This window comes from Streptomyces sp. NPDC054757 (assembly GCF_053612185.1).
The window spans coordinates 429914-445069 of the sequence record NZ_JBSHBW010000001.1 but is presented as its reverse complement, the minus strand read 5'-3'; the positions used below and the strand labels follow the sequence as shown (position 1 = coordinate 445069).

Genomic DNA, 15156 nt, shown 5'->3' with positions numbered 1-15156 from the left:
AGGTGTTGAGAAGAAGAATGAGGGTCTCCCAGAACCCGCTCTGGACATCAGTGAGCCCAGTGGCTACACTGACCCTTTGCGCTGCCTGTTAGCTGCCTCCTGCCCGTCACCAGGGGCATGCCCACGCTTGAGCATCGATGACTGCCCTCCCTGACCTGGGATGTCTTCCTCTGTGCCCCGCTTGGGACCGGTACGCGCGTAGTGAGTCCGAGCCCTCGGAAGGACCCCCTCTTGGCCGCCTCGCGCAACGCCTCGACCTCCAATACGAACAACGGCGCCAGCACCGCCCCGCTGCGCATCTCCTTTGCAAAGATCAGGGAGCCCCTTGAGGTTCCGAACCTTCTTGCGCTGCAGACCGAGAGCTTTGACTGGCTGCTCGGAAATGCCGCCTGGAAGGGTCGCGTCGAGGCCGCTCTCGAGAGCGGACAGGACGTTCCCACCAAGTCCGGTCTGGAAGAGATCTTCGAAGAGATCTCGCCGATCGAGGACTTCTCGGGGTCGATGTCGCTGACGTTCCGCGACCACCGTTTCGAGCCCCCGAAGAACTCGATCGACGAGTGCAAGGACCGCGACTTCACGTTCGCCGCCCCGCTCTTCGTCACGGCCGAGTTCACCAACAACGAGACCGGTGAGATCAAGTCTCAGACGGTCTTCATGGGCGACTTCCCGCTCATGACCAACAAGGGCACCTTCGTCATCAACGGCACCGAGCGTGTCGTGGTGTCCCAGCTGGTCCGCTCGCCCGGTGTCTACTTCGACTCCTCCATCGACAAGACGTCCGACAAGGACATCTTCTCGGCCAAGATCATCCCGTCCCGGGGTGCCTGGCTGGAGATGGAGATCGACAAGCGCGACATGGTCGGTGTCCGCATCGACCGCAAGCGCAAGCAGTCCGTCACCGTCCTGCTCAAGGCGCTCGGCTGGACCACCGAGCAGATCCTGGAGGAGTTCGGCGAGTACGAGTCGATGCGCGCCACCCTGGAGAAGGACCACACCCAGGGCCAGGACGACGCACTGCTCGACATCTACCGCAAGCTGCGTCCGGGCGAGCCGCCCACGCGCGAGGCCGCTCAGACGCTGCTGGAGAACCTCTACTTCAACCCGAAGCGCTACGACCTCGCGAAGGTCGGCCGCTACAAGGTGAACAAGAAGCTCGGCGCCGACGAGCCGCTCGACGCCGGTGTGCTCACCAGCGACGACGTCATCGCCACCATCAAGTACCTGGTCAAGCTGCACGCAGGCGAGACCGAGACGGTGGGCGAGTCCGGCCGCCAGATCGTCGTCGAGACCGACGACATCGACCACTTCGGCAACCGCCGTCTGCGCAACGTCGGCGAGCTCATCCAGAACCAGGTCCGTACCGGCCTGGCCCGGATGGAGCGCGTCGTGCGTGAGCGCATGACGACCCAGGACGTCGAGGCGATCACGCCGCAGACCCTGATCAACATCCGGCCGGTCGTCGCCTCCATCAAGGAGTTCTTCGGCACCAGCCAGCTGTCCCAGTTCATGGACCAGAACAACCCGCTGTCGGGTCTCACCCACAAGCGCCGCCTGTCGGCTCTTGGCCCGGGTGGTCTCTCCCGTGAGCGGGCCGGCTTCGAGGTCCGTGACGTGCACCCGTCCCACTACGGACGCATGTGCCCGATCGAGACGCCCGAAGGCCCGAACATCGGTCTGATCGGTTCGCTCGCCTCCTACGGCCGGGTCAACGCGTTCGGCTTCGTCGAGACGCCGTACCGCAAGGTAGTCGACGGTGTCGTCACCGACGACGTCGACTACCTGACGGCCGACGAGGAAGACCGCTTCGTCATCGCCCAGGCCAACGCGACGCTCTCCGACGACATGCGGTTCACCGAGCCGCGCGTCCTGGTCCGCCGCCGTGGCGGCGAGGTCGACTACATCCCCGGCGACGACGTCGACTACATGGACGTCTCGCCGCGCCAGATGGTGTCGGTCGCGACCGCGATGATCCCGTTCCTGGAGCACGACGACGCCAACCGTGCCCTCATGGGCGCGAACATGATGCGTCAGGCCGTGCCGCTCATCCAGTCCGAGGCGCCGCTGGTCGGCACCGGCATGGAGTACCGCTGCGCGGTCGACGCCGGTGACGTCCTCAAGGCGGAGAAGGACGGTGTGGTCCAGGAGGTATCCGCGGACTACGTCACCATCGCCAACGACGACGGCACGTACTCCACGTACCGGATCGCCAAGTTCTCCCGCTCGAACCAGGGCACATCGGTCAACCAGAAGGTCGTCGTCAACGAGGGCGACCGGGTGATCGAGGCCCAGGTGCTGGCCGACGGTCCGGCGACCGAGAACGGCGAGATGGCGCTCGGCAAGAACCTCCTTGTCGCCTTCATGCCGTGGGAGGGTCACAACTACGAGGACGCGATCATCCTGTCGCAGCGCCTCGTCCAGGACGACGTCCTCTCCTCGATCCACATCGAGGAGCACGAGGTCGACGCCCGTGACACCAAGCTCGGCCCGGAGGAGATCACCCGGGACATCCCGAACGTCTCCGAAGAGGTCCTCGCCGACCTCGATGAGCGCGGCATCATCCGTATCGGTGCCGACGTCGTCGCCGGCGACATCCTGGTCGGCAAGGTCACGCCCAAGGGCGAGACCGAGCTCACCCCGGAGGAGCGTCTGCTCCGTGCGATCTTCGGTGAGAAGGCGCGCGAAGTGCGCGACACCTCGCTGAAGGTGCCGCACGGCGAGATCGGCAAGGTCATCGGCGTCCGCGTCTTCGACCGCGAAGAGGGCGACGAGCTGCCGCCCGGCGTGAACCAGCTGGTCCGCGTCTACGTCGCGCAGAAGCGCAAGATCACCGACGGTGACAAGCTCGCCGGCCGTCACGGCAACAAGGGCGTCATCTCGAAGATCCTGCCGATCGAGGACATGCCGTTCCTGGAGGACGGCACCCCGGTCGACATCATCCTCAACCCGCTGGGTGTCCCGTCCCGGATGAACCCGGGCCAGGTCCTGGAGATCCACCTCGGCTGGCTCGCCAGCCAGGGCTGGAAGGTCGAGGGCAACGAGGAGTGGATGGAGCGCCTCAAGTCCATCGGCGCCGACCACGTCGCCCCCGGCACCAACGTCGCCACCCCGGTCTTCGACGGTGCGCGCGAGGACGAGATCTCCGGTCTCTTCGAGTCCACCATCCCGAACCGCGACGGTGACCGCATGGTCCTCCCGTCCGGCAAGGCCCGGATGTTCGACGGCCGCTCCGGCGAGCCGTTCCCGGACCCGGTCTCGGTCGGGTACATGTACATCCTCAAGCTCCACCACCTGGTCGACGACAAGCTGCACGCGCGTTCGACCGGCCCGTACTCGATGATCACCCAGCAGCCGCTGGGTGGTAAGGCTCAGTTCGGTGGACAGCGCTTCGGTGAGATGGAGGTGTGGGCGCTGGAGGCATACGGCGCCGCCTACGCCCTCCAGGAGCTGCTGACGATCAAGTCCGACGACGTGACCGGCCGCGTGAAGGTCTACGAGGCCATCGTCAAGGGCGAGAACATCCCCGAGCCCGGCATTCCCGAGTCCTTCAAGGTGCTCATCAAGGAGATGCAGTCGCTCTGCCTCAACGTGGAGGTGCTGTCCTCGGACGGTATGTCCATCGAGATGCGCGACACGGACGAGGACGTCTTCCGTGCAGCGGAGGAGCTCGGTATCGACCTGTCCCGGCGAGAGCCGAGCAGCGTCGAAGAGGTCTGACGGGTTGGCCGGCCGCCTCGCGCTGAGGCGGCCGGCTCTCCCCGGACCCGTTCAGACCATTGCTGAAGTGCCCATTTTTCTCGCTGACGCGAGGGGCTCGAACCCCCGAAAGAGGGATTGACGACAAGTGCTCGACGTCAACTTCTTCGACGAGCTGCGGATTGGCCTCGCCACCGCGGACGACATCCGGACCTGGTCCCACGGCGAAGTGAAGAAGCCGGAGACCATCAACTACCGCACCCTCAAGCCCGAGAAGGACGGACTCTTCTGCGAGAAGATCTTCGGCCCCACCCGGGACTGGGAGTGCTACTGCGGCAAGTACAAGCGTGTCCGCTTCAAGGGCATCATCTGCGAGCGCTGCGGCGTCGAGGTCACTCGCGCCAAGGTGCGTCGTGAGCGGATGGGCCACATCGAACTGGCCGCTCCCGTCACCCACATCTGGTACTTCAAGGGTGTCCCGTCCCGTCTGGGCTACCTGCTGGACCTCGCGCCGAAGGACCTCGAGAAGGTCATCTACTTCGCCGCGTACATGATCACCTTTGTGGACGAGGAGCGCCGGACGCGCGACCTGCCCTCGCTGGAGGCGCACGTCTCCGTCGAGCGCCAGCAGGTCGAGAACCGCCGCGACTCGGACCTGGAGGCCCGCGCCAAGAAGCTCGAGACCGACCTGGCCGAGCTGGAGGCCGAGGGCGCCAAGGCCGACGTGCGCCGCAAGGTGCGCGAAGGTGCCGAGCGCGAGATGAAGCAGCTGCGCGACCGTGCGCAGCGCGAGATCGACCGTCTCGACGAGGTGTGGAGCCGCTTCAAGAGCCTCAAGGTCCAGGACCTGGAGGGCGACGAGCTGCTCTACCGCGAGCTGCGTGACCGCTTCGGCACGTACTTCGACGGCTGCATGGGCGCCGCCGCGCTGCAGAAGCGCCTGGAGTCCTTCGACCTCGACGAGGAGGCCGAGCGCCTCCGCGAGATCATCCGTACCGGCAAGGGCCAGAAGAAGACCCGTGCGCTCAAGCGCCTCAAGGTCGTCTCCGCGTTCCTGCAGACCAGCAACAAGCCCAAGGGCATGGTGCTGGACTGCGTACCGGTCATCCCGCCGGACCTGCGTCCGATGGTGCAGCTGGACGGTGGCCGCTTCGCGACCTCCGACCTGAACGACCTGTACCGCCGTGTGATCAACCGCAACAACCGCCTCAAGCGTCTCCTCGACCTCGGCGCCCCCGAGATCATCGTGAACAACGAGAAGCGGATGCTGCAGGAGGCCGTCGACGCGCTGTTCGACAACGGCCGCCGCGGTCGCCCGGTCACCGGTCCCGGCAACCGGCCCCTGAAGTCCCTGAGCGACATGCTCAAGGGCAAGCAGGGCCGTTTCCGTCAGAACCTCCTCGGCAAGCGTGTGGACTACTCCGCGCGTTCCGTGATCGTCGTCGGCCCGCAGCTCAAGCTGCACCAGTGCGGTCTGCCGAAGGCCATGGCGCTGGAGCTCTTCAAGCCGTTCGTGATGAAGCGCCTGGTCGACCTGAACCACGCGCAGAACATCAAGTCGGCCAAGCGCATGGTCGAGCGCGGCCGCACCGTGGTGTACGACGTCCTCGAAGAGGTCATCGCCGAGCACCCGGTGCTGCTGAACCGTGCACCGACCCTGCACCGCCTGGGCATCCAGGCCTTCGAGCCGCAACTGGTCGAGGGCAAGGCCATCCAGATCCACCCGCTCGTCTGCACCGCGTTCAACGCGGACTTCGACGGTGACCAGATGGCCGTCCACCTGCCGCTGTCGGCAGAGGCGCAGGCCGAGGCCCGCATCCTGATGCTGTCCTCGAACAACATCCTGAAGCCGGCCGACGGCCGTCCCGTCACCATGCCGACCCAGGACATGGTGCTCGGACTGTTCTTCCTCACGACCGACGAGGCGGAGCGCAAGGTCATCGGCGAAGGCCGGAACTTCGGTTCCGCGGCCGAGGCGATCATGGCCTTCGACAACCGCGAGCTGTCGCTGCAGGCGAAGGTCGACATCCGCTTCCCGGTGGGCACCATCCCGCCGCGCGGCTGGGTGCCGCCGGTCGCCGAGCCGGGCGAGCCCGAGTACCAGCCGGGCGACACCTTCCGGCTGCGTACGACCCTGGGCCGCGCGCTCTTCAACGAGCTGCTGCCCGAGGACTACCCGTTCGTCGACTACTCGGTGGGCAAGAAGCAGCTCTCCGAGATCGTCAACGACCTGGCCGAGCGCTACCCCAAGGTCATCGTGGCGGCGACGCTCGACAACCTGAAGGCGGCGGGCTTCCACTGGGCGACCCGGTCCGGCGTCACCGTCGCCGTGTCGGACATCGTCGTCCCGGAGGCCAAGAAGGCCATCGTCCAGGGCTACGAGGCCCAGGACGAGAAGGTCCAGAAGCAGTACGAGCGCGGTCTGATCACCAAGGACGAGCGCACGCAGGAGCTCATCGCGATCTGGACCAAGGCGACCAACGAGGTCGCCGAGGCGATGAACGCGAACTTCCCCAAGACCAACCCCATCTTCATGATGGTTGACTCGGGTGCCCGAGGAAACATGATGCAGATGCGGCAGATCGCCGGTATGCGTGGTCTGGTGTCGAACGCGAAGAACGAGACCATCCCGCGTCCCATCAAGGCGTCCTTCCGTGAGGGTCTCTCCGTCCTGGAGTACTTCATCTCCACGCACGGTGCCCGTAAGGGTCTCGCGGACACCGCCCTGCGTACCGCCGACTCGGGTTACCTGACCCGTCGTCTGGTGGACGTCTCGCAGGACGTGATCATCCGCGAGGAGGACTGCGGCACCGAGCGCGGTCTGAAGCTCAAGATCGCGGTCAAGGGCGAGGACGGTGTGCTCCGCAAGACGGAGGACGTCGAGACCTCGGTCTACGCCCGCATGCTCGCCGAGGACGTCGTCATCGACGGCAAGGTCATCGCGCCGGCCAATGTCGACCTCGGCGACGTCCTGATCGACGCCCTGGTGGGCGCCGGTGTCGAGGAGGTCAAGACCCGCTCGGTCCTGACCTGCGAGTCCGCGGTCGGCACCTGTGCCTTCTGCTACGGACGTTCGCTGGCCACCGGCAAGCTGGTCGACATCGGTGAGGCGGTCGGCATCATCGCCGCCCAGTCCATCGGTGAGCCCGGCACCCAGCTGACGATGCGTACCTTCCACACCGGTGGTGTGGCCGGTGACGACATCACGCAGGGTCTGCCGCGTGTCGTCGAGCTCTTCGAGGCCCGTACGCCCAAGGGTGTCGCGCCGATCTCCGAGGCTGCGGGCACCGTCCGCATCGAGGAGACCGAGAAGACGAAGAAGCTCGTCGTCACCCCGGACGACGGCAGCGAGGAGACGCCCTTCCCGATCTCCAAGCGGGCCCGTCTGCTCGTGGGCGAGGGCGACCGCGTCGAGGTGGGCCAGAAGCTCACCGTGGGTGCCACCAACCCGCACGACGTGCTGCGTATCCTCGGCCAGCGCGCGGTCCAGGTCCACCTGGTCGGCGAAGTCCAGAAGGTCTACAACTCGCAGGGCGTGTCGATCCACGACAAGCACATCGAGATCATCATCCGGCAGATGCTCCGCCGGGTGACGATCATCGAGTCCGGCGACGCGGAGCTGCTGCCGGGCGAGCTCGTCGAGCGCTCGAAGTTCGAGACCGAGAACCGTCGTGTGGTCACGGAAGGCGGCCACCCGGCCTCCGGCCGTCCGCAGCTGATGGGTATCACCAAGGCCTCGCTGGCCACCGAGTCGTGGCTGTCGGCGGCGTCCTTCCAGGAGACGACCAGGGTCCTCACCGACGCGGCGATCAACGCCAAGTCGGACTCCCTGATCGGCCTCAAGGAGAACGTCATCATCGGTAAGCTCATCCCGGCCGGTACGGGCCTCGCCCGCTACCGCAACATCCGGGTGGAGCCCACCGAGGAGGCCAAGGCCGCGATGTACTCGGCCGTCGGCTACGACGACATCGACTACTCGCCGTTCGGCACCGGCTCCGGCCAGGCCGTTCCGCTGGAGGACTACGACTACGGTCCGTACAACCAGTAAGGCGCATGTCTGACGAAGGGCGGTCACCCTGCGGGGTGGCCGCCCTTCGGCGTACCGGCGTGCTGTCCTCCCGGTGCTGTCGTACGCGCCTGTCTCTCAGGGGTGCTGCTGGAGGTACGGCTGGAGATGGTGCAGCCGGGTGTAGTAGTCGGGGTGGGAGGAGAGCAGCTTGCTGAGCTGTCCTTCTTCCTTCCGGGACGGCATCACAGCCCCTTGCGGCGGGTACTGGCCGTACTGCCCATACTGCGAGTACTGCGAGTACTGCGCGTACTGGGCTGCTTGGGCGGCGGCCGCCCTCTGCTGCTCCTGTGCGTAGTGCAGCTTGTTCAGTACGGCCGCGAGCATGGGAGCGAACCCCAGGGCCGCGGCGTGCTGGTCGGCGCGGAGTTCGGCACGCCGGCTGACGGCGGCCAGGGCGTACGGCACGGCCAGGAGCAGCAGCGGGATTCCGTACAGGCTGCTCAGGGTGGCGATGGCCAGGCTGCCGAACACCAGGGCGAGGATTCCGCCGAGGAAGCACGAGCAGCCCCGGGAGGCACGGAAGACGCCCGAGGCGATGGCCCGCACCGCTCGCCACACGAGCCTGCCGGGCAGCGCGTACCAGTAGCCGAGCAGCGACGACCAGGTGTGGCCTCCGACGTGGTGGCCGAGTTCGTGAGCCAAAACCGCGGCGAGTTCACCGTTGGGCAGGTTGTCCAGGGCGAACCGGGTGACGCCGACGATGTGGCCGGCCGCCCCCACCGCGTTGAGACTGGTGCTGTCCTCGATCCACAGCTCGTACGTGCGGACCTCGACGCCCGCGCGTGCGGTGACCTCACGCCAGACGGGCTCCAGGCGGGCCCGTTCGTACGGAGTGGGGTAGCGCAGCCGCAGGACGTGACGGGCCAGAGCGCTCTCGGTCGGGCGATGGAAGATCAGGACTCCGCTGACCAGCCAGATCAGTACGAGAATCAGGCCGATCCCGCCGAAGAACGCGGAAAGCAGCACCATGACGAGCAGGCTGCACAGCAGGTTCGGGAGGTGCAGCAGCAGGTTTCCGACAGCCGCGGCGTCGGCCCCCCGCTGGTGCGCGGCGATATGGACGCGGCGCTGGGCGGTGCTGATGTGGTGGGGATGGACGGGGGGCTCCGGTGGGGGCGGGGCCGGCGCCGCCGCCGGGGGCGGAGCGTACTGCGGCGGTACGGCGGCCCGGAATGCCGTATCGCTCGGGTACTGCGGTGGTGCGGGGGTGTGCGGTGGTTGGGGGTGCGGGGGTGGTTCCGGGGTTTCGGTCGGGCCGGGGTACTGCGGTGGTTCTGGTGGTTGGGGGTGCGGGGGTGATTCCGGGGTTTCGGTCGGGCCGGGGTACTGCGGTGCGTCCGGGGTTTCGGTTGTGCCTGGATACTGCGGCGGTACGGGCGCTCGGGGGTACGCCGGTGGGGCCGGGGGGTTCCCGGTGGGCGGTGGCTGGGCAGGTTCGGGCGACTGGACCATGGCGATGTTCCTTCGGAGTGGCGTGACGTCAGCCGATGAGCAGTGAAGCGGGCAGGAGCGCGGTGCCGACGCAGAACGCGATGAGGCCGGTACGGATCCAGCGGTGCTTCCGGACGGCGATCCGGCTGGTCTCGGCGAGGGCCACCGTGAACACGGCAGTAGGATTCCGGGCGGTGTCCGCGAGCGCGGTTTCCAACTGGCCTGCCCTGACCGCCTGTTGGATGTCGCCGAAGTAGCAGAGCGGCTGCCCCGGGGCCCAGTCGCGGGTGCGGTAGCGCGGCAGCACGGCCAGTAGCAGGGCGAACAGCGAAAGGGCGAGCCCCGCCGCGCCCGACCACCAGAAGAAGGCAGCCGGCACCGACAGCGCGTTCGGCGTCCAGCCGTGCCCGGCGAGCAGCGCGCTGAAGACACCCGCGGTCATGCCCAGCGCCGCCACCAGCACGGCTGCCTTGTTGTCGGCGCGTGCTATCTCCGCCCGCAGCTCCACGAGAAGCCGCTCGGCCGGCAGTTGCTCCGCGGGCGGGGCGCCGGGTGCGCAGGCGGGGACGCGCGCGTCCGGCAGGGGACCGGGCGCCGGGCCCGGTCCGGGTATGGGCTCGGGGGAGGGTGAGGGTAAGAGGCCAGGCGCGTCCGGCAGGGAATCGGGTACGGGCCCGGCGCCGGTGGCCGGTGCGGTCGCGGGCCCGGACCCGTCGCCGTCCCGGGGCCCCCGCGGTGCCGGAAGGGTCTCCGGGGCGGTCATACCGGGGCACCTCCCGAAGGGGGGTGCGGCGGCATGGGGGGCGCCGGGGGTGTCTCGCGCCCGTACGTGCCGGGGGCCGGCGGCGCGCCCTGGGGGCTGCCCGGTTCCGGCGCACCGTAGGGCGGCCGGGACTCCTCCCCGGTCGGCAGCGCCTGCGCCTCGCCGGGCATGGGCGGCGCCATCCCCGGCCCCACCTGCTGACGGATGAGATCGTTCACCACGCGCAGCGCGTACTTGGCCGACTCCGCCTTCTGATAGTCCTCCAGGGCGTCCCCGCCGATCAGTTCGAGCTGGCTCTGGATGAGAGAGAGCTGGTCGCGGCGGATCCCGCTGGTGGCAGCCTGGGTGTCCTCCGGATGCTGGGCGAGATGCAGAGCCCAGGCGGCCACCCCGCCGTGCTGAAGATGGAACTGGTAGAACTCGATCTTCTTGGCCATCAGTTCGTGCTCATTGCGCAACTGTGTCGCCCGCAGCTCATGTTCCTGCTGCGCCAGCCGCATCCGGTACTCGTGCTCCGGGGCGAGCATCTCGTTCTCGTACCGCAGATCCCGCTTGCGGCGCCGGTGGGCGATCGCCTCGTCGTCCTGGCGCATCCGGACCGTGCAGGTGACCTGGACGCCGATACCGGCGGCGAAGTCGACCGTCTGGAGTTCCTTCTGCACGGCGGACTCTGCACCCGCACTGTCCTCGATCGGGTACTGGCGGCCGACCGGCCGGGTGAGCTGCTGCAGTTCCCTGGTGAGCCGGGCCGGCACATCGCGTTCGCCTGAGGTCACGAAGCGGACCGGATCAGCGACCCGCCAGGTCAGATCGGCGCTCACACCGAAGGAGAACGCGTCGTCGTCACTTGGCAGTTGCACCTCCAGCTGGACGCTGTGGCTGCCCATGTCCACTTCGTACACCGAGGTGTAGCGGCGGCTCGCGGCCTCCGAGCGGGTGGGCCGGTGCGGCGGCAGGAAGGCGTCGTACTCACCCTTCGCCGTGGTGAAGACCAGCGCGTGGTCGATCGCGGTCATCGTCCTGCGGGCCGTGTAGTCGAACCGCGAGACGGGCCGGTACGTGAGCACGGGGTCGATCAGATGGCTGTGCCGGTCGGCGTTCTGCTGCCACTCCGGCTGACGGCGGAAGTCCGCCATGCGGGTCAACTCCTCGATGGATCTGATGGAAGACGGACATACCCCGGCTCAGGCACTCCGCGGACTGAGGACCGACAGCAACCGGTCGGCGATCCGGGGACGCTGCGGTGAGCCGTCCGCGGACCGGAGGGTGCGCAGCAGATGGTCCAGCCGGCCGCGGTCGGCGGCCGTGGTGACCAGCTCCGGAAGCAGCAGGGCCAGCGCCTGTCCGGCTTCGGGCCGGCGCTCACCCGCGTACAGCCAGGTCCGCAGCGCGTCCAGCGCCTCCCTGGTGTGTGCGCGGTCCCCCAGGGCAGTGCGCCACAGCGTGGCCAGATCGCGGGCCGGGCCGGCGTCATAGCTGCCGGACTCGGCGTACCAGTCGACCAGGCTGCCTTCTTCGTCGCTGTCACAGGCGCGTACGAAGGCGGCGAGGGCGAGCCCGCGGACCGGAGCGGTGTCCTGGAGCAGCCTGACGAGCTCGGCGAGCATCTCGCCGCGGTTGCCGCCGGAGAGCAGCAGGGCGGTGGACTCCGTGAGATTGCGGCTCTCCGCCGCGCTGCTGTCCTCGGCCCTGGCGCGGGCCGCGAGCGCCTGGAGCGCCGGCGCCGCCAGGTCCGGGCGCACCGGAGCGAGCAGCGCGAATGCCCGGATGGCGGTCCAGCGGCGGGCCCAGTGCGCGTCGCTGCACCACTGCGTCAGCAGCCGCAGGATCGCGGGTGCCTCCAGCAGCTGGGCCAGAGTCAGCGCGTTCGCCGCTGTCACCCGGGGTCCGAAGGAGCGGGAGAGTGCCCACCCGTCGACCAGGGCTGCGATCGCCGACGGGAGATCGGCCGCCGCCAGCATCGCGGCCGCGGCTGCCGCCCGGGTGCGGACGAGCGGCCGGCCGTCCCCGGCGAGCTGTTTCAGCCAGTCCACCAGGGCGGGGCGCGCGGAGGGGTGGCCGGTCCATACCTCGGTGAGCAGGGTGTGCGCTGTCCGCGGCTCCCGGAAGTGCGCCAGATACTGCGGGACGGGCCCCCAGTCGGTCGACTCGTTCCGGGTCACGCCCTCGGCGCGGGCCAGGGCGAGTCGGTCGGCCGCCGACGGTCCGAACACGGGGATCGAGGGCTCCTGCTCGGGATGCTGGAGACGCTGGAGGTTGACGAAGAGCCGGTCGCCGAGCTCGGCGGCCAGAACGTAAGGAGCGCCGTCGAACACGGAGAGTGAGATCAGGAACGCCTTGTCCCGCAGCCCCAGTTCGCTGTCCGGGGCACCCAGCCAGTCGCGGCACTGCTTCTCCACCGCGCCGAGGCTGAAGCCGGCGAGCCCTGCGAGCGCTGCCGGGGTGCCGTCGTACGCGGCCAGGCGTCCGGCGAATTCGGCGGCCTCCGCGCACCGGTGGTGGCCGTGCGCGAGGAACTCCCGCACCGGATCGAGTGCCAGCAGTCGCTCGGTCTCCGCGCCACCGCGGTGCCGCGCGGCGAGGAAGGCCCGCAGCACCTCCTCGGCGGGTGGCGGCTCCCAGCAGAAGGGCGTGACACCTGGCAGGTACGGGGACGCTTCGACGGTGATCACCAGATAGCCGTCGTCGAACTGCTTGAGCCGGTCCGCCGCCGCGTACAGATGGGCGTCCCGCAGCGGCCTGTTGCGGCTCAGTGGCATGTCGCACAGCACGTGCCCGCCGGAGCTGGTGAGCTGGGCGGGCAGCGCCGAAGGGCCGGTCTCCGGCTGCAGCGCCCGGACCGTGGGCACCCCCAGCCGGTCCAGCAGCATCAGCGCCGCTGTCCGGCGGCCGGTCGCGTGCTGACCCGACAGTACGAGGACCCGCTCGGTGCGCAGGCGCCGCAGGGCGTCCGCGAAGGCCGGGCCCTCGACGAAGTCGCCGGACAGCCGGTCCAGTTCCGCGCGCGGGATCTCCCCGGCGGAGTAGACGGAACCGGCCGCCGAGGTGTGGTGGTGGATCTCGGTCTTGCCGCCCATGAAGACGTCGCCCGCGACCTGGCCACCGGATACACCGTGCTGCGCCCCGCCGACCAGGGAGCCGCCGAAGGACGCCGCCGATTCGAGGATGAACTCCGGTGCGTGGGCGAAGAGTTCGCGCTGCGCCGCACGTGCCTCCTGGGACCGTTCCTCCGGCTCGGCGGGTTCGGCGGGCTGCGCGGACCCGGCGGGGCGGCTGTCGCCGGGCGGCGGCTGCGGCGCGTCCGGTGCGGCCGCGCTCTGCGGGCCGGCGGCGGGCTGCGACGGTGCTGTTGCGCTCACGGTCGCCCCGTCCCCTCCGGCTCGCCCCTGCCGCCCAGGTGTACGTCGCCGGTCACCGTGCCGCCCGAGACCCCGTGCTGGTCACCGCCGACCAGGCTGCCGCCGAACCGGGGAGCGCCGGCACCGAAGTTGAAGACGGCTCCGGCGCTCCTCGTGCCGGCGGTGCCCGCTGTGCTGCCCGAGGTACCGGCGGGCCGGGACGCGGCCCCGCCGGGCAGGGGCACGGGGTCCTGGTCCGGCGCCGGGCGGTCCCCCGATCCGTCCGGCGCCGGAGTCTCTGCCGTCCCGCCGGGCCCGGTGCCCGGCACCGGGCCGTGCAGCCAGGCCGCCAGTGGCCCGTTCTTGCCGGTCGCGGTGATGGCGTGGAAGGCGCTCCTGGGAATGCCGGGGTGGTCGTGCCGGATGATCCCGTCGTGCACGCTCTGCGCGACACAGAGCGCGAAGTCGTCCGAGCGCTCCCGCAGGGCGGCTCGCAGCACCTCGGCGTCGAGCAGCCGGCAGGCGTGGTTGAGGTCGGTGCCCACCCAGCCGTTCTGGTCGATCGCTACGTACCCGGTGGAGACCACGGCACGCAGCCGGATCTGCGCCGACCGGGACGCCATCCGGTTCACCGCGCGCAGCTGGGCCGGAACCTCGGTCAGCAGCGCCCGCAGCAGTGCGGTCACCGAGGCGTTGGCATCGATCAGTTCCATCACGCAGTCACCGCGGTCGGCACGCAGCCGGTACGTCTCGTCGATGCCTGCGCTCTCCAGGGCGCGGTCGGCGATGCCGTACAACATACGTCGCAGGTACGCCTGCTCGATGTCGTCCCGGTCGCTGTACTTCTCGATGTCCAGCAGCAGGATCGTCCGGCTCACGGGGTCGTTCATGGTCACCTCTCGGGCGGTATTCCGGCGTGGGCAGCAGCTTCGGCTCTGCGAGCGCGCAGTGGTGAGGGCACCTGACGCACTGGAAGTGTGACCGTGTGCACAGAGTCGCTCCGGATGAACGGACGCTCACTCTCAGTCAGCGGTTCCCGTGCGACGGGCGTCCATGGCGGGCTGCCCGGCACGCGCGATCAGGCGCAGCACATCCGGCCGGGTGATCACCAGAGTCCGTCGTCCGGTGACCACGGCTCCGCGCTCCCGCAACTCCTTGAGCAGCCGCTGGACCATCTCCCGTGAGGCGCCGACGGAGCCCGCGAGCTCCTGTTTGCTCAGGGGTACGGTCAGCTCGATTCCCTCTTCGGTGCGCCGGCCGTGCGTACGTGCGAGATCGAGCAGCAGCACGGCGAAGCGTTCCCGCACGGCCATGGAGGCGAATTCCAGCCGGCGCCGGTCCGCGGCGCGGGTCCGGTCCGACGCCAGCCCGAGGAGGGCGAAGGAGATGGCGGGAGAGCGGCCGAGAAGCCCGGTGAAGCGCTCGTGCTCGACGGCCACGGCGCGGACCGGCTCCAGTGCGGTCACCGTCGCCGAGCGGGGGCGGCCGGTCAGCGCGGCGGACTCGCCGATGACGTCGCCGGGCCCGCGCAGGGCGAGCAGGGCCTCGTACCCGTTGGCGGCCGATGCGGTGACCTTGGTCCAGCCGGTCAGGATGAACAGCACATGGGAGGACGGCTCGCGCTGATGGAGCAGGGTGACTCTGGCCGCGAAGGCCAGTTCATGACCGAGCGCGAGCAGCGCCGCCCGGTCCTCGCTCTCCAGCCGGGCCAGAAACGGAACGCGATCGTCCAGTCCTCCGTCGCCGGGTAAGTACGCTGCTGTCATATCGGCCCCCGAATCAGCACAGCGGATCGATCAACGTAGCCGACGGAGCGCTGCTCCGGGTCCGGAGGGCCGGGTCGATCCGGGATGATCTCCGGG

General features: G+C 69.1%; 8 protein-coding genes. 2 read left to right on the top strand and 6 right to left on the bottom strand.

Translation table 11 applies throughout. The features are described from left to right. Window positions 1-231: 231 nt before the first annotated feature. A complete protein-coding gene (rpoB, locus tag ACWGKJ_RS01980; protein WP_385022188.1) occupies window positions 232-3714 on the top strand; it encodes a DNA-directed RNA polymerase subunit beta in 3483 nt (1160 codons plus the stop codon). A gap of 127 nt (window positions 3715-3841) precedes the next feature. Next, window positions 3842-7741, top strand: coding sequence for a DNA-directed RNA polymerase subunit beta' (locus ACWGKJ_RS01975; protein WP_164264067.1), 3900 nt, complete (start codon window positions 3842-3844; stop codon window positions 7739-7741). A gap of 96 nt (window positions 7742-7837) precedes the next feature. On the opposite strand, the gene ACWGKJ_RS01970 is transcribed toward ACWGKJ_RS01975, so the two are convergent. The 6 genes from ACWGKJ_RS01970 to ACWGKJ_RS01945 all read right to left on the bottom strand — a co-directional run bounded on the left by ACWGKJ_RS01970 (window position 7838) and on the right by ACWGKJ_RS01945 (window position 15060). Next, window positions 7838-8731, bottom strand: a complete 894-nt coding sequence (locus tag ACWGKJ_RS01970) for a M48 family metalloprotease (RefSeq protein ID WP_385022193.1) — start codon at window positions 8729-8731, stop codon at window positions 7838-7840. A 511-nt stretch (window positions 8732-9242) separates the two neighbouring features. Next, window positions 9243-9776 carry a Pycsar system effector family protein gene (locus ACWGKJ_RS01965; RefSeq protein ID WP_385022346.1) on the bottom strand — a complete coding sequence of 178 codons (534 nt, stop codon included), beginning with the start codon at window positions 9774-9776 and terminating at the stop codon, window positions 9243-9245. A gap of 176 nt (window positions 9777-9952) precedes the next feature. Beyond that, the gene (locus ACWGKJ_RS01960) at window positions 9953-11092 is read right to left on the bottom strand and encodes an SPFH domain-containing protein (RefSeq protein WP_385022196.1); all 1140 of its coding nucleotides are present in this window, start codon (window positions 11090-11092) and stop codon (window positions 9953-9955) included. 48 nt (window positions 11093-11140) lie between these two features. Further along, window positions 11141-13315 (bottom strand): hypothetical protein, encoded by a 2175-nt coding sequence (locus tag ACWGKJ_RS01955; RefSeq protein WP_385022199.1) that lies wholly within the window; start codon window positions 13313-13315, stop codon window positions 11141-11143. Beyond that, entirely contained in the window at window positions 13312-14184 is an 873-nt protein-coding gene (locus ACWGKJ_RS01950; protein ID WP_385022202.1) for a hypothetical protein, read from the bottom strand. The genes ACWGKJ_RS01955 and ACWGKJ_RS01950 overlap by 4 nt, the downstream gene beginning before the upstream one ends. Window positions 14185-14316: 132 nt before the next feature. Further along, entirely contained in the window at window positions 14317-15060 is a 744-nt protein-coding gene (locus ACWGKJ_RS01945; RefSeq protein ID WP_385022205.1) for a Crp/Fnr family transcriptional regulator, read from the bottom strand. Window positions 15061-15156: the final 96 nt, after the last annotated feature.